Source organism: Pantoea sp. RCC30.1 (assembly GCF_058148845.1).
Genome location: NZ_JBXUHX010000019.1, coordinates 42,915 through 62,203, shown reverse-complemented (window position 1 = coordinate 62,203; position 19,289 = coordinate 42,915). Strand labels below are relative to the sequence as shown.

Genomic DNA, 19,289 nt, shown 5'->3' with positions numbered 1-19,289 from the left:
CGGTAAAGCCTCTCATTAGCCGCGCGAAATTCTGCAAACTAAAGATCACACTAAGCAACAATACATCAGTTTGGATCGGATTGCTGCCGATTGCTCGAAAAAAGGGGCCATAAAGGCCCCCTCTTCACGAAACTCGCACAAATCTGATCGTAAGCTGCACACAGTGCAAAAGCCCGCATAATGCCCAGACGATCAGATTCTTCAGACTTAGCGACGCAGACCGAGACTTTCGATCAGGCTGCTGTAGCGTGCAACGTCTTTACGCTTCAGGTAGTCCAGCAGCTTACGACGCTGAGATACCATGCGCAGCAGACCGCGGCGGCTGTGGTGGTCTTTTTTGTGCTCAGAGAAGTGACCCTGCAGATGGGTAATCTGCGCGGTCAACAGGGCAACCTGAACTTCGGTTGAACCGCTGTCGTTAGCACCACGGCCATATTTAGCAACGATCTCTGCTTTAGCTTCTACGCTTAGAGACATAATAAACTCCAGTAATAAATGAATGTATAGGTGCCGATCTCTAATTCAGCATCCCGCTTTAAAGCCGCGCTATTCTACTCTGCGCCCGATAGCAACGCAAATGCGCCATCAGCGAAAAGTGAACGCCCGGCTTAATCCTGATACTCAACCACTAAACGACGTGGTGCAAGACGGCCATCATCAGCGATTTCTGCCATGCCGATAAACTTACGCGCTTCGCCTTCCGATACCCTGACCAGTCCCTGCGCAGGCGCATTGCTGGCCTGCACCGGCTGACCCTGGCGGAAAAAATCTGCCACGACAGTCGGGATATTCACCTCAGGGAAATCAGAGGCGGGGCTGTCCATCGGCAACAACAGTGGATCGAGCTGTGTCTCCAGTGGAATACCGGCTTCCGTCGCTTCCGTCAGCAGGGCGTTCAGTTGTTCCAGCGTTACCATCCTTTCATAGGGATAACGCGCAACCTGTACGCGACGCAGCATGATGACATGCGCTCCACATCCCAGCTTTTCGCCCAGATCATCGATGATGGTGCGGATATAGGTGCCTTTGGAGCAGTGAATTTCCAGCTCCAGCTCATTATCCTGCCAGCGAATAAACTGCAGCTCATAGACAGTAATTGGACGGGGTTCACGCTCAATGACGATGCCCTGACGCGCATATTCATACAGCGGACGACCCTGATGCTTCAGCGCCGAAAACATCGAAGGCACCTGCAGCGTTTCGCCACGGAAGCTCTCGAGGGCGCTGTCCAGATCGGCCTGACTGAAGCTGACCGGACGCGTCTGCACAATGTTGCCATCGGCGTCTGACGTGTCCGTACGCTCACCCAGTCGGGCAATCACGCGATAGCGTTTATCGGAATCCAGCAGATACTGCGAAAACTTGGTCGCTTCACCCAGGCAGATCGGCAACATGCCGGTCGCCAGAGGATCAAGCGCGCCGGTATGACCTGCGCGATTGGCGTTAAAGATTCGCTTCACTTTCTGCAGGACATCATTCGACGAGACGCCTTGTGGCTTATCCAGCAACAACACGCCATGGACGTCGCGACCGCGACGACGCGGACGACTCATTACGCCTCCTCGTCATCGCCCGTAGCTTCGGGGCCACGGCGCTCAGCATCGTTCTTCACGACGCTGGTGACGAGATTGGACATGCGCATCCCTTCCACTAACGAGTTGTCGTAGAAGAAGGTCAGCTCAGGCACGATACGCAGACGCATCGCTTTACCCAGCAGAATGCGAATATAACCTGACGCTTCTTTCAGCGCTTTCAGGCCATGTTTAATCGCTTCTTCATCTTTATCGTTAAGGAAAGTGACGAACACTTTTGCGTAGGCGAGATCGCGTGACACTTCAACGCCGGATACGGTGACCATCATGCCAAGACGGGGATCTTTAATCTCACGCTGCAGGATCATCGCAATCTCTTTTTGCAGCTCTTGTGAAACGCGCTGCGGGCGACCAAATTCTTTCGCCATCATTATTTCTCCCAAATAATTCGGGAGGCCAGAGGCCTCCCAAATTGCAACACATCAGCAGTCTATTACTCGATGGTGCGTTTAATTTCGATGATTTCAAACACTTCGATCATATCGCCAACGCGAACGTCGTTGTAGTTCTTCACGCCGATACCGCACTCCATGCCGTTACGCACTTCGTTGACGTCATCTTTAAAGCGACGCAGAGATTCCAGCTCGCCTTCGTAAATCACCACGTTGTCACGCAGGACACGGATTGGATTGTGACGTTTGATGTTACCTTCCGTCACCATACAACCGGCAATCGCGCCAAACTTCGGTGATTTGAACACGTCGCGCACTGCAGCCAGACCAATGATCTGCTGTTTGTACTCTGGTGCCAGCATACCGCTCATCGCCGCTTTAACTTCATCAATCAGGTTATAGATGACTGAGTAGTAACGCAGATCCAGGCTTTCAGCATCGATGACGCGACGCGCAGAGGCATCGGCACGGACGTTGAAGCCAATCAGGATAGCGTTCGAGGCAGCGGCCAGCGTTGCGTCGGTTTCGGTAATCCCGCCTACACCTGAACCGACAATCTTCACCTTCACTTCGTCGGTGGAGAGTTTCAGCAGGGAGTCGGAGATCGCTTCCACAGAACCCTGAACGTCAGCTTTCATCACGATGTTCAGTTCAGAAACTTCGCCCTCGGTCATGTTAGCAAACATGTTCTCAAGCTTAGATTTCTGCTGGCGTGCCAGTTTAACTTCGCGGAATTTGCCCTGACGATAGAGCGCAACTTCACGTGCTTTCTTCTCGTCACGAACCACGGTCGCTTCATCACCCGCAGCCGGCACGCCGGACAGGCCCAGAATCTCAACCGGGATAGACGGACCCGCTTCCATGACTTCGCGACCCAGTTCGTCACGCATTGCACGAACACGGCCATATTCGAAACCACAAAGAACGATGTCGCCTTTGTTCAGTGTACCTTCACGTACCAGCACGGTTGCAACCGGACCACGACCTTTGTCGAGGAACGATTCGATAACCACGCCGCTCGCCATACCTTCACGGATAGCAGTCAGTTCCAGTACTTCAGCCTGCAGCAGGATAGCGTTTAACAGGTCATCAATGCCGGTACCCGCTTTCGCAGAGACATTAACGAACATGTTTTCGCCGCCCCACTCTTCCGGAATGATTCCGTACTGAGTCAGTTCGTTTTTAACACGATCCGGATCCGCTTCTGGCTTATCGCACTTGTTCACTGCAACGACAACCGGCACTTTAGCGGCTTTAGCGTGCTGAATAGCTTCGATAGTCTGTGGCATCACGCCATCGTCCGCTGCGACAACCAGGATAACGATGTCGGTCGCCTGCGCACCACGTGCACGCATCGCGGTAAACGCGGCGTGGCCCGGAGTATCCAGGAAGGTGACCATACCGGTGTCGGTTTCGACGTGGTAAGCACCGATGTGCTGAGTAATGCCGCCCGCTTCGCCAGAGGCGATTTTGGTGGAGCGGATATAGTCCAGCAGGGACGTTTTACCGTGGTCGACGTGACCCATGATGGTGACAACCGGAGCACGAGACTCCTGCGCCGCATCAGTATCACGATCGTCCATTACCGCTTCTTCCAGCTCGTTCTCACGACGCAGGGTCACTTTGTGGCCCATCTCTTCGGCAACGAGCTGTGCAGTTTCCTGATCGATGACCTGGTTAATAGTCGCCATGGCGCCCATCTTCATCATCGCTTTGATGACCAGAGAACCTTTCACCGCCATTTTGTTAGCCAGTTCGGCTACGGTGATGGTTTCGCCAATCACAACATCGCGGTTAACGGCCTGCGCTGGCTTGTTGAAGCCCTGCTGCAGTGCGCTAGGTTTGCGATGCTTACCACCTTTACCGCCACGAACCTGCGCACGCGCTTCTTCACGGTCAGTTTTGGCTTCAGAATGTTTGTTGCCTTTTTTCGCCGGACGCGCAGCTTTAGCAGTAGTGCGCGCACGCGCACGACCTGCTTCAACCTGACGGTCGTTTTCGTCTTCTGCCTGACGGGCATGGGTCGAAGTGGTGACGTGATAGTCGCCTTTATCCTCTTCTTCCGGTTTTTCCCATTCAGCTGATTTCTCTTCAGCCAGACGGCGGGCTTCTTCGGCTACGAGGCGGGCAGCCTCTTCGAGCTTACGGCGGGCTTCTTCTTCAGCTTTACGCTTCAGTTCGGCAGCTTCAGCTTCGCGACGGGCTTTGTCTGATTGCGCAGCCCTGGTCACTTCGTCGGTAGGTTGATTTGTCACTTTGTCATTTTCCGCTGCTGCACGTTTGGCCTTGTCAGCGGCTTCGCGCCTGGCTTTGTCTTCGGCTTCACGTTGCGCTTTCTGTTCAGCTTCGCGACGGGCTTTTTCTTCAGCCTCGCGTTGCGCCTGCTCTTCCGCTTCACGCTGCGCCTCGGCTTCTGCTTCGGCCTGAGCTTGCTCAGACTCTGCATCACCTTTCACATAGGTACGCTTTTTGCGGACTTCAATTTGCACCGACTTACTTTTACCCCCGGTGCCTGGAATATTCAAGGTGCTGCGCGTTTTACGCTGCAGCGTCAGCTTAGCTGAACCGACCTGACCGTGTTCACGGTTCAGATGAGATAGTAAGGTTTCTTTCTCTTGCTGGGTCACCGCGTCATTTTCAGACTTAGGGATCCCCGCATCAGCAAATTGCTGTACCAGGCGATCGACCGGAGTCTGAATTTCTGCGGCCAGCGATTTTACGGTTACATCTGTCATGCTGTTCCTTCCTGTTATTACGCGTCATCGCCGAACCAGCAGATATTACGTGCGGCCATAATCAGCGCGCCGGCCTGTTCATCAGACATGCCTTCAATATCCGTCAGATCGTCAACACCTTGCTCAGCGAGATCTTCCAGCGTGCAAACGCCTTTCGACGCCAGGCGGAACGCCAGCGCACGATCGAGGCCTTCAAGATTCAGAAGATCCTCAGCGGGCTCCTGATTTCCAAGACTCTCTTCTTTCGCCAGTGCCAGGGTGGTTAACGCATTTTTTGCTCGTTCACGCAGGGCTTCAATGGTCTCTTCGTCGAGACCGTCGACTTCCAGCAGCTCGTTGATTGGCACGTATGCCAGCTCTTCCAGCGAGGAGAAGCCCTCTTCCACCAGAACGGTGGCGAACTCTTCGTCGATGTCGAGATGTTTAGTGAACATATCGATCGCTGCATGGGCTTCAGCCTGATGCTTAGCCTGCAGATCATCGACGGTCATCACGTTCAGCTCCCAGCCACTCAGCTGCGAAGCGAGACGCACGTTTTGGCCGTTACGGCCGATCGCCTGAGCCAGATTGCCAGCTTCAACGGCGATATCCATGGTGTGATTATCTTCATCAACCACGATTGACGCCACATCGGCCGGAGCCATGGCGTTAATAACAAACTGCGCCGGGTTATCGTCCCACAGCACGATATCGATACGCTCGCCGCCCAGTTCACTGGAAACTGCCTGAACACGCGCGCCGCGCATGCCCACACAGGCACCGACGGGATCGATACGTTTGTCGTTAGTTTTGACTGCAATTTTAGCGCGCGAACCTGGATCACGGGCAGCGGCTTTAATTTCAATCAGTTCTTCGCCAATTTCTGGCACCTCAATGCGAAACAGTTCAATCAGCATTTCCGGTTTGGAACGCGTCACGAACAGTTGCGCGCCACGCGCTTCCGGACGTACAGAGTAGAGTACGCCACGAATACGGTCGCCTGGACGGAAGTTTTCACGCGGCAGCATATCTTCGCGCATGATGACCGCTTCGGCGTTGCTGCCCAGGTCGAGGGAAATATTGTCGCGGTTAACTTTCTTCACCACGCCAGTAATAATTTCGCCTTCATGCTGACGGAACTGATCAACCACCATTGCGCGCTCAGCTTCGCGCACTTTTTGCACGATAACCTGCTTAGCAGTCTGGGTGGTGATACGGTCAAAAGTGACCGATTCAATCTGATCTTCAACATATTCGCCCAGATTGAATGCTTCATCTTCGAAGCGGGCCGCATCCAGCGTGATCTCGCGCGTCGGCTGTGTCACCTCATCTACGATTTCCCAGCGGCGGAAAGTATCGAAATCGCCACTGCGGCGATCAATGCTGACGCGTACCTCGATTTCCTGCTCGTACTTTTTCTTGGTCGCAGTCGCCAGCGCGCTCTCCAGCGCTTCGAAGATTTTCTCACGCGGCAGGGCTTTTTCGTTAGAAACGGCTTCTACAACAGCTAAGATCTCTTTGTTCATCCTGGTTAGCCTCAATCCGGACTTTTAAAAGTGGGGGACCAGGTTCGCTTTCTGAATATTACTCAGCGCGAACACTTCATCGCTACCCTCAACGTGCACCGTGATCATCTCGCCATCAACTGACTTGATGGTTCCCTGCCATTTACGGCGGTTCTGAACGGCCATACGCAACACCAGACTCACTTCTTCACCCATAAAGCGGGTGTAGTGTTCTGCGGTGAACAGAGGACGATCGAGTCCCGGTGAAGAGACTTCAAGGTTGTAAGGTACCGTAATTGGATCTTCAACATCCATTACCGCACTTACCTGGTGGCTGACATCGGCGCAATCATCGACATTGATGCCATCTTCACTATCAATATAGATGCGCAGGATAGATGTGCGACTACGAACGAATTCAATTCCAACCAGTTCGTAACCCAGCGCTTCTACGGGAGCCGATACCAACTCTGTCAATTTTTGCTCTAATGTGGACAAGCCCACCCCCAAGACATAAAAAAAGGGCCTATAGCCCAGTATTACGATTCGCTAATAACAAAAAACCCCGAATATTCGGGGCTTTTAGTCACTGGACCCTGTATGCCGCAATGCGGCCCGGACTCCATCCAAAGAATTTTCTTTCAAAAAATAGCCGTGAATGCGTCCGTCGATGCATACAGTATATTTGAAAAAGAACTCAAAGGGAAAATTGGTTGCGGGGGCCGGATTTGAACCGACGACCTTCGGGTTATGAGCCCGACGAGCTACCAGGCTGCTCCACCCCGCGTCCGAAAACGTGGCGAATAATACGCCAGACCTGCATAAAATGCAAGTGATACTGCTATTTGGTACCGAGGACGGGACTTGAACCCGTAAGCCCAATCGGGCACTACCACCTCAAGGTAGCGTGTCTACCAATTCCACCACCACGGCACTGCACTGACCACAACGATTCGTTGTGCTGACGACCTTACTGAGGAATATCGCTGCCCGGAGTTACCGGTTGAGCTGGCTTTTCAGTCTTTTGAGAAGACTGCGCCGGCGCAGAAAGATTTTCCCACTCGCTTCCTTTCGAAGCTTTATTGCTGTTCAGATTACCGAGAACCAGGCTGATGATGAAGAACAGTGCCGCTAAGATGCCAGTAGTACGTGTCAGGAAATTACCTGAACCCGAAGAACCAAACACCGTACCGGATGCGCCTGCACCGAATGAGGCTCCCATATCAGCGCCTTTGCCTTGCTGCAGCATGATCATACCCACAAGGGCGATAGCTACAATAAGGAAAACAACTAAAAGAGCTTCGTACATATTCAACCTGTTCCTTGCACGATAATCGTACAGTTAAAGCTTCAACCAGTATTGATGGGGAGTCTCGTCATCACCCATCAGAAGCGGGTGTGAATACTAACTAAAGGCGCATATCTCTGCAAGTGCAATTTTTACCAGCCAGACTGATTGCAGAAAAAAGCGCCATCCCGGTGATTTTACAGGCAGTTGCACATCCTGAGAACCGCCTGTAATGAGTTTAAACGGCCTTGACCTGATCGGCGATACGATTCGCCAGTTCCGTTACCTGCGCCTCATTTTCGCCTTCCACCATCACGCGAATGAGTGGCTCGGTGCCCGATTTACGCAGCAGAACACGTCCACGACCCGCCAGCGCTTTTTCCACTTCGGCAGTGACGGTTTTTACTGCGTCACTTTGCAGTGGATCATGCTCACCCGCAAAGCGAACGTTGACCAGAACCTGCGGCAGCATTTTCATGCCACTGCAGAGATCGTGCAGACTCATATGGTTGCGCACCATTGCAGTGAGCACTTGCAAACTTGCAACAATACCGTCGCCAGTGGTGGTTTTATCCAGCAGGATCACATGACCAGAGTTCTCTGCGCCGAGACGCCATCCTTTCTCCTGCATCTTCTCCAGCACATAGCGGTCACCCACTTTGGCACGGGTAAACGGAATACCAAGCTGTTTCAGCGCTAATTCCAGTCCCATGTTACTCATTAGCGTGCCCACTACGCCGCCGCGTAACTGTCCCTGACGCAGGGCTTCACGCGCAATAATGTAAAGGATCTGGTCGCCATCAACTTTGTCACCCAGATGGTCAATCATCATGATGCGGTCGCCGTCGCCATCGTAGGCCAGACCAATATCGGCCTTCTCCGCGAGTACGCGCTGCTGCAACAGTTTGAGATCGGTGGCACCACACTCTTTATTGATGTTCATTCCGTCTGGCTGGACACCGATAGCAATAACGGTTGCGCCCAGTTCACGCAGAACATTCGGCGCAATGTGGTAGGTGGCGCCATTGGCGCAGTCGACCACAATTTTCAGGCCGTTAAGATTTAGTTCGCTGGGGAAGGTCCCTTTGCAAAACTCAATGTAACGCCCTGCTGCATCGACGATGCGGCTGGCGCGGCCTAACTGCGCGGACTCAACGCAGGTAATCGGCTTTTCCATCTCCAGCTCAATCGCTTCTTCGACGTCATCAGGCAGTTTGGTGCCCTCGGAAGAGAAGAATTTAATGCCGTTATCGTCAAACGGATTGTGCGACGCGGAAATCACTATGCCCGCCTCAGCGCGGAAGGTGCGGGTCAGATAGGCGATGGCGGGCGTCGGCATCGGGCCGGTAAACGCTGCTGTCAGGCCTGCCGCAGCGAGGCCTGCTTCCAGTGCAGACTCCAGCATATAGCCAGATATACGCGTATCTTTACCGATAATGATCTTCTTTGAACCATGGCGCGCCAGCACTTTACCTGCGGCCCAGCCCAGCTTCAGGACGAAATCGGGGGTGATAGGTGTTTCACCGACTTTGCCGCGAATGCCGTCTGTACCGAAATATTTACGATTACTCATGATACTCCTTTTGCTCTTCGGGTCGCTTCGACCACGCGCATCGCTTCGGCCGTCTCTTTAACGTCATGCGCGCGAATAATCTGCGCGCCCTGCATGGCAGCAATCACCGCGCAGCTCAGGCTGCCGGTTAAACGCTGTGACGGGCCGACATTTAACAGCTGGCCAATCATTGACTTACGCGACATCCCTACCAACAGCGGCAGACCGAAGTGGTGAAAATCGCCCAGATGAGCCAGCAGTTCATAATTGTGGCTGAGATTTTTACCGAAACCGAAGCCCGGGTCGAGTATCAGCCGCTCTTTTTTAATTCCCGCCGCTTCGCAGCGCGCAATCTGCTGAGCGAAGTAAGTGTCCACTTCGCTTAAGATGTTTTCGTATACCGGTGCCTGCTGCATGGTGCGCGGTTCGCCCTGCATATGCATTAAACAGACAGGAAGCCCGGTAGCGGCGGCAGCTTCCAGCGCGCCTGGTTCAGAGAGTGAGCGAACGTCATTAATGATGTGAGCACCCACTCGCGCGGCTTCCCGGATGACTTCGGCTTTAGAGGTGTCCACTGAAATCCAGACTTCGAAACGCTGGGCGATGGCATCGATCACCGGTATTACGCGCTCCAGCTCCTCCTCCACACTGACCTCATCAGCGCCAGGACGGGTTGATTCGCCGCCCACATCGATGATAGTTGCGCCTGCATTGACCATCTCATTGGTATGCGTCAGCGCATCGACCAGCGCGTTATGTTTACCACCATCTGAAAAAGAGTCCGGCGTGACATTCAGAATGCCCATCACATGAGGAAAAGATAAATCGAGATGGGAATCACGGGCGAACAACTTCATAGCGGAAACTCCTTACTGATCAATATCTGGATGTAAAAAACCCCGGACCAGCCGGGGTTTTGTCTGACGATGTTGCGTCTTATTTATTGTACTGCTCTGACATGGTATTGCCTGGGTTCGGCGTACGCGGTTCATCAACCGGACGTGGCGCCTTTGGCGTACCGTTACTGTCTGAGTTGCTGCCTGGATCTTCCCAGCCGGCTGGCGGACGCACTTCGCGGCGTGCCATCAGGTCGTCGATCTGCGGTGCATCAATGGTTTCATACTTCATTAGCGCGTCTTTCATCGCGTGAAGGATGTCCATGTTCTCACCCAGAATGCGACGAGCACGCTGGTAGTTGCTGTCGATCAGGTGTTTAACTTCCTGGTCGATGATGCGGGCAGTTTCATCAGACATGTGTTTCGCTTTCGCGACAGAACGTCCAAGGAAGACTTCACCCTCTTCTTCTGCATACAGCAACGGACCCAGTTTTTCAGAGAAGCCCCACTGCGTCACCATGTTACGTGCCAGATTTGTCGCGACTTTAATGTCGTTAGACGCACCGGTAGAAACACGTTCCACACCGTAGATGATCTCTTCTGCCAGACGACCGCCGTAAAGCGTTGAGATCTGGCTTTCCAGTTTCTGACGGCTGGCGCTGATCGCGTCGCCTTCAGGCAGGAAGAAGGTCACACCCAGCGCACGGCCGCGCGGGATAATCGTGACTTTATGAACCGGGTCATGCTCTGGCACCAGGCGGCCAATAATGGCGTGGCCCGCTTCGTGGTAGGCGGTTGACTCTTTCTGCGATTCTGTCATCACCATAGAGCGACGTTCCGCACCCATCATGATTTTGTCTTTCGCTTTCTCGAATTCAACCATCGACACCACACGCTTGTTTGAACGGGCGGCGAACAGCGCTGCTTCGTTCACAAGGTTGGCCAGATCGGCACCTGAGAAGCCTGGGGTACCACGTGCAATGATCGCTGCATCAATATCGGTAGCCAGTGGCACACGACGCATATGCACTTTCAGGATCTGCTCACGACCGCGTACATCTGGCAGGCCTACAACAACCTGACGGTCAAAGCGGCCTGGACGCAGCAGCGCAGGGTCCAGTACGTCAGGACGGTTAGTCGCGGCGATAACGATAATACCTTCGTTACCTTCGAAACCATCCATCTCAACCAGCATCTGGTTCAGCGTCTGCTCACGTTCATCATGACCACCGCCTAAACCGGCGCCACGCTGACGACCGACGGCATCGATCTCATCGATGAAGATGATGCACGGTGCTGCTTTCTTGGCTTGTTCGAACATGTCACGCACACGGGATGCACCGACACCAACAAACATTTCCACGAAGTCAGAACCGGAGATGGTAAAGAATGGCACCTTCGCTTCACCGGCAATCGCTTTAGCCAGCAGGGTTTTACCGGTACCCGGTGGCCCCACCATCAGAACGCCTTTTGGAATTTTACCGCCCAGCTTCTGGAAACGGCTCGGCTCACGCAGATATTCCACCAGCTCAGCCACTTCATCTTTCGCTTCGTCACAACCGGCTACATCGGCGAAAGTGGTTTTAATCTGGTCTTCCGTCAACATGCGGGCTTTGCTTTTGCCGAAGGACATCGCGCCCTTACCGCCGCCGCCCTGCATCTGACGCATAAAGAAGATCCACACACCGATCAGCAGCAGCATCGGGAACCACGAAATGAAGATTGAAGCCAGCAGGCTTGGTTCTTCCGGCGGTTCGCCAACCACTTTGACGTTTTTGGTCAAGAGGTTATCGAGCAACTTAGGATCATTGACAGGAATGTAGGTGGTATATTTATTGCTGTCTTTTTTGACAACGTTAATTTCACGCCCGTTAATACGTGCCTCGCGGACCTGATCCTGGTTCACTTCCGACAGGAAGGTTGAATAATCAACCCGACGGCCATTCGACTCGCTGGGCCCAAAGCTCTGGAATACTGACATCAGCACGACCGCGATGACTAACCAGAGAATCAGGTTTTTCGCCATGTCACTCAAGGGATTAACCTCATATTACATCGGTGTTAACAGATAGCGTAGGGTACTATAGTTCCTGCATACATGGAATCGCAGCAAAGCTGCGGACTTCTCCAGCAATTTGGTTATAGTTTGAGCCCAGTCGCCACAATGTACACTTCACGTGAACGAGAACGTGAAGCGTCCGGCTTACGAATTTTTACTTTCGTAAACAGGGAGCGAATTTCCCGCAGGTATTCATCGAAGCCATCTCCCTGAAACACTTTCACTACAAAACTTCCGCCGGGTGCCAGAATATCCCGACACATCTCCAGCGCCAGCTCCACTAAATACATCGACCGGGGAATATCTACGGCAGGTGTACCACTCATATTCGGCGCCATATCGGACATGACAACCTGAACTTTCTGATCGCCAACGCGCTCAAGCAGCGCATTGATCACCGATTCTTCACGAAAATCGCCCTGAAGGAAATCGACACCGACTATTGGATCCATTGGCAGGATATCACAGGCAATGACGCGCCCTTTGTTCCCGATTTGCTGTACCACATATTGCGACCAGCCACCGGGTGCGGCACCCAGATCTACCACGGTCATACCGGGTTTGAACAGCTTGTCACCCTGTTGTATTTCATCAAGTTTAAACCAGGCGCGCGAGCGCAACCCTTTTTTATGCGCCTGGAGCACATATTTATCGCTAAAGTGTTCCTGAAGCCAGCGGCCGGAGCTGGCTGAACGCTTTTTACCCGTCATATTATTTCCAACTAAATCGTCATCGTAGCGATAAACCTGCACGCAATGGGTTGCGTCGATTTGGTGATATACCCGAGATGGCGGTAGAATGAACCGTTTTCAATCCCTGAGTAAGTAAAAAACTACGATGAATCTAAGTACCAAACAAAAACAGCACCTCAAGGGCCTCGCCCATCCACTCAAGCCAGTGGTTATGCTGGGTGGCAACGGCCTGACTGAAGGCGTGCTGGCCGAAATCGAGCAGGCTCTGGCGCATCACGAACTGATCAAGGTAAAAATCGCCTCGGAAGATCGTGAAACGAAACAGCTGATCGTTGAGGCTATCGTGCGTGAGACCGGTGCCAGCAACGTACAGGTGATCGGCAAAACGCTGGTGCTGTATCGCCCCTCTAAAGAGAGCAAAATTTCTCTGCCACGTTAAGTGGGCAAAGAAAGTGACATGCTCTTACCTCAGATAAAAGGCCGCGATGCGGCCTTTTTCTTTTCTTTACATTGTGCTTTAACGCTTTTTCAGGCGTTGCACCATCTTAAAGGTATTCTACCTTCAGGATCTCATACTCAACATCGCCACCCGGGGTTTTCACGATAGCCACATCATCGGCTTCTTTACCCACCAGGCCACGCGCCATTGGCGAATTGACCGAAATCAGATTTTGCTTAAAGTCCGCTTCGTCATCGCCCACGATACGATAAGTCGACTCTTCGTCGGTCTCGACATTCAGTACGGTCACCGTTGCGCCGAAAATCACGCGGCCAGTTTTAGGCATCTGGGTGACGTCGATCACCTGCGCATTGGAGAGTTTGGCTTCAATCTCCTGAATACGCCCTTCACAAAAACCCTGCTCTTCACGCGCAGCATGATATTCAGCGTTCTCTTTTAAATCGCCGTGTTCGCGTGCGTCAGCGATAGAGGCAATAATGCGCGGGCGCTTCACGGTTTTCAGCTCGTTCAGCTCTTCGCGCAGTCTTTCAGCGCCTCTTAACGTCATCGGAATCTGATTCATTTAAGCTCCTCGCCCTCTTTCCTGTTAACGATGTCATCCTGACCGGTGACTGCAGAAAAAAGCGTTCTGCGGCACATTAGCCCGTTTTTGCAAATAAAAGAATCCTGACCCGGAAATGCTTCCAGGCCAGAAAAGAGTTTTGCAATTTGATACGTATTTTACCCCAGAGTTCACTGCGGGTCATCGTTTACTTTGCACCGTCCGGCAACGTAGTATTGACGCCCTCACCTGCCAGTTACCGCGAGATTATGCGATTTTCACGACTTGTTACCGGATTAAGCTGTGCATTTATGCTGCAGGCACACGCAGCGCCAGTTGATGAATACATGCAGTATCTGCCAGACGGTGCCAATCTGGCACTGATGGTCCAGAAAGTGGGTGCATCAACACCGATCATTGATTACCACGGAAAACAGATGGCCCTGCCCGCCAGTACCATGAAAGTGGTGACGGCGCTGGCGGCATTACTGGAACTGGGTGGCGACTTCCGTTTTCAGACCACTTTTGAGACTCGCGGCGCCATTATAGATGGCACCCTGAACGGCGATTTAGTCGCACGTTTCGGCGGTGATCCGACCTTAACCCGTCAGGATCTGCGCAACATGGTCGCGGCGATTAAGAAACAGGGTATTAACCATATCAAAGGCAATCTGGTTATCGACACTTCCGTGTTTGCCAGTCACGACATGGCGCCGGGCTGGCCGTGGAACGATATGACTCAGTGCTTCAGCGCCCCGCCGGGTGCTGCGATTGTTGATAAGAACTGTTTCTCGGTGTCGCTCTACAGCGCTAATACGCCGGGTGAAAATGCCTTTGTTCGCATCGCCTCCTATTATCCGGCGCATATGTACAGCCAGGTCCGCACCATCGGCCGCAACAGCGGCGAAGGGCAATATTGTGAACTGGATGTGGTGCCGGGCGAGCTGAACCGTTACACGCTGACTGGCTGTATGCGGCAGCGTGCCGAACCGCTTCCGCTGGCCTTTGCAGTGCAGGATGGCGCGGCCTGGGCAGGCGAGATTCTCAAGGCGGAACTGCGGTCGTCAGAGATTGATTACAGCGGGCATCTGGTGCGTCAGACGCAGGTCACGGAGCCAGGCACTGTACTGGCATCGACCCAGTCCGCGCCGCTGCATACGCTGCTACACACTATGCTGAAGAAGTCAGACAACATGATTGCCGACACGGTGTTCCGCACTATTGGTCATCACTACTTCAACGTGCCAGGTACCTTCCGTGCCGGACAGGATGCGGTTCGTCGTATCCTGAAAGCGAAAGCCAATGTCGACATGGGCAATAGCATTCAGGTCGATGGTTCCGGCCTGTCGCGCCATGACCTGATTTCGCCGCAAACCATGATGCAGGTGTTGCAGTTCATTGCGAAGAATGACAACACGCTGGATTATATTTCGATGCTGCCGCTGGCTGGCTATGATGGCACGCTGCAATATCGTGGCGGACTGCATGAAGCAGGACTGGATGGCAAAGTCTCGGCGAAAACCGGTTCATTGCAGGGCGTCTATAACCTGGCGGGCTTTATCACTACCTCAAGTGGCGCGAGGGTGGCGTTCGTTCAGTTCCTTTCCGGTTATGCGGTACCGCCGGAAGATCAACGTACTCGTCGTATTCCACTGGTGCGTTTCGAGAGCCGACTCTACCGCGATATCAACCAGAACAACTGATTACGCAGTAATAAAAAACGCAGCAGGCGATCAACCTGCTGCGTTTTTTTATGGCTGAACACATCAGAAGCGGATATCAGTGTCGCGTTGAAAAGCAGGCTCCAGAAAGAACAATGCCCCCTTTCATTCCTGAAAGGGGGCATCATATATTACGCTGTAGCAGACGCGCGGTTAACGCTGATAGATGATTTCAACGCCTTCGTCGTCTTCATCATCCCAGTCGTCATCCCATTCTTCATCTTCCACTTCAACCGTGTTTTCAATGGTTTCTTTGTGGTAATCATCCCACATGAACTCCACTTTCTCCGGCTGTTTCTCTTCGAGTTCGGCTTCTTTCGGGTTGGCGTTGATGAAGCTCATCACGTCCCAGCAGAGTTCGTTGACACCGGTACGGCTTGCGGCAGAAATCAGGTAGTACTTATCTTCCCAGCCCAGTGCTTCAGCAACCGCTTTGGCACGTAACTGCGCTTCTTCTTCACTGATCAGATCAATTTTGTTGAAGACCAGCCAGCGTGGCTTGTTGAACAGCTTCTCGCTGTACTTTTCGAGCTCGCCGAGAATGATCCGGGCATTTTCAACCGGATCGCTTTCATCAATGGGATCGATGTCGATTAGGTGCAGCAACACGCGGCAGCGCTCAAGGTGCTTCAGGAAGCGAATGCCCAGACCTGCGCCATCTGCTGCGCCTTCAATCAGGCCAGGGATATCAGCCACGACGAAGCTCTGCTCGCTGTCCATACGGACGACACCCAGGCTTGGCACCAGCGTGGTAAACGGGTAGTCCGCCACTTTTGGTTTGGCAGCCGACACAGCACGGATAAAGGTCGATTTGCCGGCATTCGGTAAGCCCAGCATCCCGACGTCTGCCAGCAGCATCAGCTCCAGCTGCAGATCGCGCTTTTCGCCTGGGGTACCCATGGTTTTCTGGCGCGGACTGCGGTTCACTGATGATTTGAAGCGGGTGTTGCCCAGGCCATGCCAGCCACCTTTGCCGACCATCAGCTTCTGGCCGTGGCGCGTCATGTCGCCCAGTGTTTCGCCGGTACCCTGATCGATAACCCGGGTGCCGACTGGCACTTTAACTTCGATATCTTTACCGCGTTTGCCGGTACAGTCGCGGCTCTGGCCGTTCTGGCCACGCTCGGCGCGGAAAGATTTTTCGAAACGATAATCGATAAGGGTGTTCAGGTTTTCATCAGCGATCAGATAAACGTCACCGCCGTCACCGCCATCACCCCCATCAGGGCCGCCTCTCGGGATATATTTTTCGCGGCGGAAGCTTACGCAACCATTACCGCCATCACCGGCGACGACCAGGATTGTCGCTTCATCTACAAACTTCATTTTCTATCTCCGTCACACAATCGCCTGCAGCACTCTGCAGACGGGTCCGCCAGGGTCTTCTGCGCTGACCAGCGGCGGATAAATCAGGATTGGCTTTCGCCAGTGCGTACATAAAGTGTACAGCAAACTTTTGTGATGCGTCGCTTTTACCGCAACAGACCGCAGAATGTAAAAAGCCCCGCAGGAGCTGCGGGGCCTTCAATTCGTGCGTTCAGACGTTAAACGTCTGCGTCACGACAACCTTACTCAGCAACGATGCTGATGTATTTACGGTTGTTCGGACCTTTAACTTCGAACTGTACTTTACCGTCTGCAGTAGCAAACAGGGTGTGGTCACGACCACAACCTACATTGGTACCGGCGTGGAATTTGGTGCCACGCTGACGAACGATGATGCTACCTGCCAGAACAGATTCGCCACCGAAACGTTTTACACCCAGACGTTTTGCATTGGAGTCACGACCATTTCGAGTCGAACCACCAGCCTTTTTATGTGCCATTTGTCAGATCTCCTCTTACGCCGTGATACCAGTGATTTTCACATCAGTGAACCACTGGCGATGGCCTGCTTGCTTACGGTAGTGCTTACGACGACGAAACTTAACAATCTTAATTTTCTCGCCACGACCGTGAGCAACAACTTCTGCCTTGATCATTCCGCCTGAAACCAGTGGCGCGCCGATTTTCACGTCTTCGCCATTAGCAATCATCAGAACCTGGTCAAACTCAATCGTTTCACCGGTTGCGATGTCCAGCTTTTCCAGGCGAACGGTCTGACCTTCGCTTACTCGGTGTTGTTTACCACCACTTTGGAAAACCGCGTACATATAAAACTCCGCTTCTGCGCTTGCCTTTTAGTTCATCAGGCGGCGCGCTAAATATTCACAATAGGGCGCGAATTCTACGCAAAACTCCAGAAGAAGACAAGAGCACTTTGCACACTCTTGCAGAAAAAAAACACAGGCTGAATGCAACCGTTTCTCAGGCACAAAATTCAAGTACAATCAGTAACAGATTACCTGAACGCTGGCTGGGTAAACCACTTACCATGGCAGAGATAACGAGTCATAGCTGAAAAGACGAATGAACTTAGAACAGATTAATGAATTAACCGCACAGGATATGGCTGCCGTTAACCAGACCATCCTCGACCAGCTGAATTCAGATGTCTCGCTCATCAACCAGTTGGGCTACTACATCATCAGTGGTGGGGGCAAGCGTATCCGTCCCATGATTGCCGTGCTATCTGCACGTGCCATGGGCTACAAGGGCGACCTGCACGTGACCAATGCGGCGCTGATCGAATTTATCCACACCGCCACGTTGCTGCATGACGATGTCGTGGATGAATCCGATATGCGTCGTGGCAAAGCGACCGCGAACGCGGCGTTTGGCAATGCGGCAAGCGTGCTCGTCGGTGATTTTATTTACACCCGCGCCTTCCAGATGATGACCAGCATGGGTTCGCTGCGTATCCTGGCGCTGATGTCAGAAGCGGTAAACGTGATTGCTGAGGGCGAAGTTCTGCAGCTGATGAACGTCAACGATCCCGACATCACCGAAGAGAGCTACATGCGTGTGATTTACAGCAAGACTGCGCGCCTGTTTGAAGCGGCCTCGCAGGCCTCTGCGATTCTGGCTGAAGCCACTCCAGAAGAGGAAAAAGCGCTGCAGGATTATGGGCGCTATCTGGGTACGGCTTTCCAGTTAATTGACGATTTACTGGATTACAGTGCTGACGGTGAGACGCTGGGTAAAAATACCGGCGATGACCTGAGTGAAGGCAAACCGACGCTGCCACTGCTGCATGCGATGCAGCATGGCTCGCCTGAACAAGCGAAGATGATCCGTGAAGCCATTGAACAGGGAAATGGCCGCCATCTGCTGGAACCGGTACTGGAAGCGATGAATCAGTGTGGTTCGCTGGAATGGACGCGTAACCGCGCCGAACAGGAAGCGGACAAAGCGATTGAAGCCTTGCGGATTCTGCCCGAATCACCGTGGCGCAGCGCCCTGGAATCACTGGCGCACATGTCCGTTCAGCGCGATTTCTGATCCTATACGGAGCCTCCCCGGCTCCGTTTTTACGTTCCTGCTCTCACTTCTCTTTACTCCCTCTTAGCTGTTGCACTCCTTTTGTGTGGCATCACACAGACCAGACGCTGAATCCAAATATAACTGGAAACTAATAGAGTTTATTTGCTATAAAAGCCCTATTCTTTCCAGATAAAGGTAAAAAGGAAAGCCAACGTCTCGCGGGACGACGCAATGACAAGGAAAAGGAGAACAGGTTATGGAAAAAAGGATGGAAGACTGGCATCCGGCTGACATCATCGCTGCGCTGCATAAGCGTGGTATGACTCTGGCAGCGCTATCACGCGCAGCGGGTCTGAGTTCATCAACGCTGGCTAATGCGCTGACACGTCCCTGGCCCAAAGGCGAATGGCTAATCGCCGACGCGATCAAGATTCACCCGTGTGAAATCTGGCCCAGCCGCTATTACGATCCCGATACGCACTGCCTGCTGGATCGCAAGAGCCGTATCCGGACACAGGTGGATCATTCTGGCCGCACCTGAGATCCCATGCGATCTTGCAGGCTAAAAAAAACC

19 protein-coding genes and 2 tRNA genes are annotated in these 19,289 nt (G+C 53.0%); 4 read left to right on the top strand and 17 right to left on the bottom strand.

Going from position 1 to position 19,289, the window contains the following annotated elements; all coding sequences use genetic code 11:
* Window positions 1–207 precede the first annotated feature (207 nt).
* From rpsO to rlmE, 13 genes are all read right to left on the bottom strand, one after another.
* On the bottom strand, window positions 208–477 hold the full coding sequence (rpsO, locus tag AC2LB6_RS16755) for a 30S ribosomal protein S15 (RefSeq protein ID WP_003851063.1): 270 nt from the start codon (window positions 475–477) through the stop codon (window positions 208–210).
* A 131-nt stretch (window positions 478–608) separates the two neighbouring features.
* Window positions 609–1,553, bottom strand: coding sequence for a tRNA pseudouridine(55) synthase TruB (gene truB / locus AC2LB6_RS16750; RefSeq protein WP_090963923.1), 945 nt, complete (start codon window positions 1,551–1,553; stop codon window positions 609–611).
* Window positions 1,553–1,960, bottom strand: a complete 408-nt coding sequence (rbfA, locus tag AC2LB6_RS16745) for a 30S ribosome-binding factor RbfA (RefSeq protein ID WP_490094337.1) — start codon at window positions 1,958–1,960, stop codon at window positions 1,553–1,555. Before rbfA ends, truB begins: the two co-directional genes overlap by 1 nt.
* 65 nt (window positions 1,961–2,025) lie before the next feature.
* Window positions 2,026–4,719, bottom strand: coding sequence for a translation initiation factor IF-2 (gene infB / locus AC2LB6_RS16740; protein ID WP_090963918.1), 2,694 nt, complete (start codon window positions 4,717–4,719; stop codon window positions 2,026–2,028).
* A gap of 17 nt (window positions 4,720–4,736) precedes the next feature.
* Complete coding sequence (nusA, locus tag AC2LB6_RS16735) at window positions 4,737–6,224, bottom strand: transcription termination factor NusA (protein WP_090963915.1); 1,488 nt, start codon at window positions 6,222–6,224, stop codon at window positions 4,737–4,739.
* Window positions 6,225–6,248: 24 nt separating this feature from the next.
* Window positions 6,249–6,701 carry a ribosome maturation factor RimP gene (rimP, locus tag AC2LB6_RS16730; protein WP_010251795.1) on the bottom strand — a complete coding sequence of 151 codons (453 nt, stop codon included), beginning with the start codon at window positions 6,699–6,701 and terminating at the stop codon, window positions 6,249–6,251.
* A gap of 212 nt (window positions 6,702–6,913) precedes the next feature.
* A tRNA-Met gene (locus tag AC2LB6_RS16725) sits at window positions 6,914–6,990 on the bottom strand.
* Between the two features lie 59 nt (window positions 6,991–7,049).
* Window positions 7,050–7,136 (bottom strand) — tRNA-Leu (locus AC2LB6_RS16720).
* A gap of 37 nt (window positions 7,137–7,173) precedes the next feature.
* Complete coding sequence (gene secG, locus AC2LB6_RS16715; protein WP_490094323.1) at window positions 7,174–7,512, bottom strand: preprotein translocase subunit SecG; 339 nt, start codon at window positions 7,510–7,512, stop codon at window positions 7,174–7,176.
* A 217-nt stretch (window positions 7,513–7,729) separates the two neighbouring features.
* Complete coding sequence (gene glmM, locus AC2LB6_RS16710; RefSeq protein WP_033781660.1) at window positions 7,730–9,064, bottom strand: phosphoglucosamine mutase; 1,335 nt, start codon at window positions 9,062–9,064, stop codon at window positions 7,730–7,732.
* Window positions 9,061–9,900 carry a dihydropteroate synthase gene (folP, locus tag AC2LB6_RS16705; RefSeq protein WP_090963908.1) on the bottom strand — a complete coding sequence of 280 codons (840 nt, stop codon included), beginning with the start codon at window positions 9,898–9,900 and terminating at the stop codon, window positions 9,061–9,063. Before folP ends, glmM begins: the two co-directional genes overlap by 4 nt.
* A 79-nt stretch (window positions 9,901–9,979) precedes the next feature.
* Window positions 9,980–11,905: an ATP-dependent zinc metalloprotease FtsH gene (gene ftsH, locus AC2LB6_RS16700; RefSeq protein ID WP_033781657.1), complete on the bottom strand. Its 1,926-nt coding sequence runs from the start codon at window positions 11,903–11,905 to the stop codon at window positions 9,980–9,982.
* A gap of 113 nt (window positions 11,906–12,018) precedes the next feature.
* On the bottom strand, window positions 12,019–12,648 hold the full coding sequence (gene rlmE, locus AC2LB6_RS16695; protein ID WP_090963906.1) for a 23S rRNA (uridine(2552)-2'-O)-methyltransferase RlmE: 630 nt from the start codon (window positions 12,646–12,648) through the stop codon (window positions 12,019–12,021).
* A 127-nt stretch (window positions 12,649–12,775) separates the two neighbouring features.
* Here rlmE and yhbY point away from each other — a divergent pair, with 127 nt between their 5' ends.
* A complete protein-coding gene (yhbY, locus tag AC2LB6_RS16690) occupies window positions 12,776–13,069 on the top strand; it encodes a ribosome assembly RNA-binding protein YhbY (RefSeq protein WP_008925418.1) in 294 nt (97 codons plus the stop codon).
* Between the two features lie 106 nt (window positions 13,070–13,175).
* Here the strand turns inward: yhbY and greA are convergent, their stop codons facing one another.
* Complete coding sequence (gene greA / locus AC2LB6_RS16685) at window positions 13,176–13,652, bottom strand: transcription elongation factor GreA (RefSeq protein WP_003851087.1); 477 nt, start codon at window positions 13,650–13,652, stop codon at window positions 13,176–13,178.
* Window positions 13,653–13,900: 248 nt separating this feature from the next.
* Between greA and dacB the strand changes: the two genes are divergently transcribed.
* Entirely contained in the window at window positions 13,901–15,334 is a 1,434-nt protein-coding gene (gene dacB / locus AC2LB6_RS16680) for a serine-type D-Ala-D-Ala carboxypeptidase (protein ID WP_033743117.1), read from the top strand.
* A gap of 171 nt (window positions 15,335–15,505) precedes the next feature.
* Here dacB and cgtA read toward each other — a convergent pair whose 3' ends face one another.
* The 3 genes from cgtA to rplU form a co-directional block, all read right to left on the bottom strand.
* On the bottom strand, window positions 15,506–16,678 hold the full coding sequence (gene cgtA / locus AC2LB6_RS16675) for an Obg family GTPase CgtA (RefSeq protein WP_191920111.1): 1,173 nt from the start codon (window positions 16,676–16,678) through the stop codon (window positions 15,506–15,508).
* A gap of 242 nt (window positions 16,679–16,920) precedes the next feature.
* Window positions 16,921–17,178 (bottom strand): 50S ribosomal protein L27, encoded by a 258-nt coding sequence (gene rpmA, locus AC2LB6_RS16670; RefSeq protein WP_003851093.1) that lies wholly within the window; start codon window positions 17,176–17,178, stop codon window positions 16,921–16,923.
* Between the two features lie 15 nt (window positions 17,179–17,193).
* Entirely contained in the window at window positions 17,194–17,505 is a 312-nt protein-coding gene (gene rplU, locus AC2LB6_RS16665; protein WP_008925416.1) for a 50S ribosomal protein L21, read from the bottom strand.
* 256 nt (window positions 17,506–17,761) lie between these two features.
* Between rplU and ispB the strand changes: the two genes are divergently transcribed.
* Entirely contained in the window at window positions 17,762–18,733 is a 972-nt protein-coding gene (ispB, locus tag AC2LB6_RS16660) for an octaprenyl diphosphate synthase (protein WP_033731290.1), read from the top strand.
* Between the two features lie 238 nt (window positions 18,734–18,971).
* The gene (locus tag AC2LB6_RS16655) at window positions 18,972–19,256 is read left to right on the top strand and encodes a helix-turn-helix domain-containing protein (RefSeq protein ID WP_490094322.1); all 285 of its coding nucleotides are present in this window, start codon (window positions 18,972–18,974) and stop codon (window positions 19,254–19,256) included.
* The last annotated feature ends 33 nt before the right edge of the window (window positions 19,257–19,289 follow it).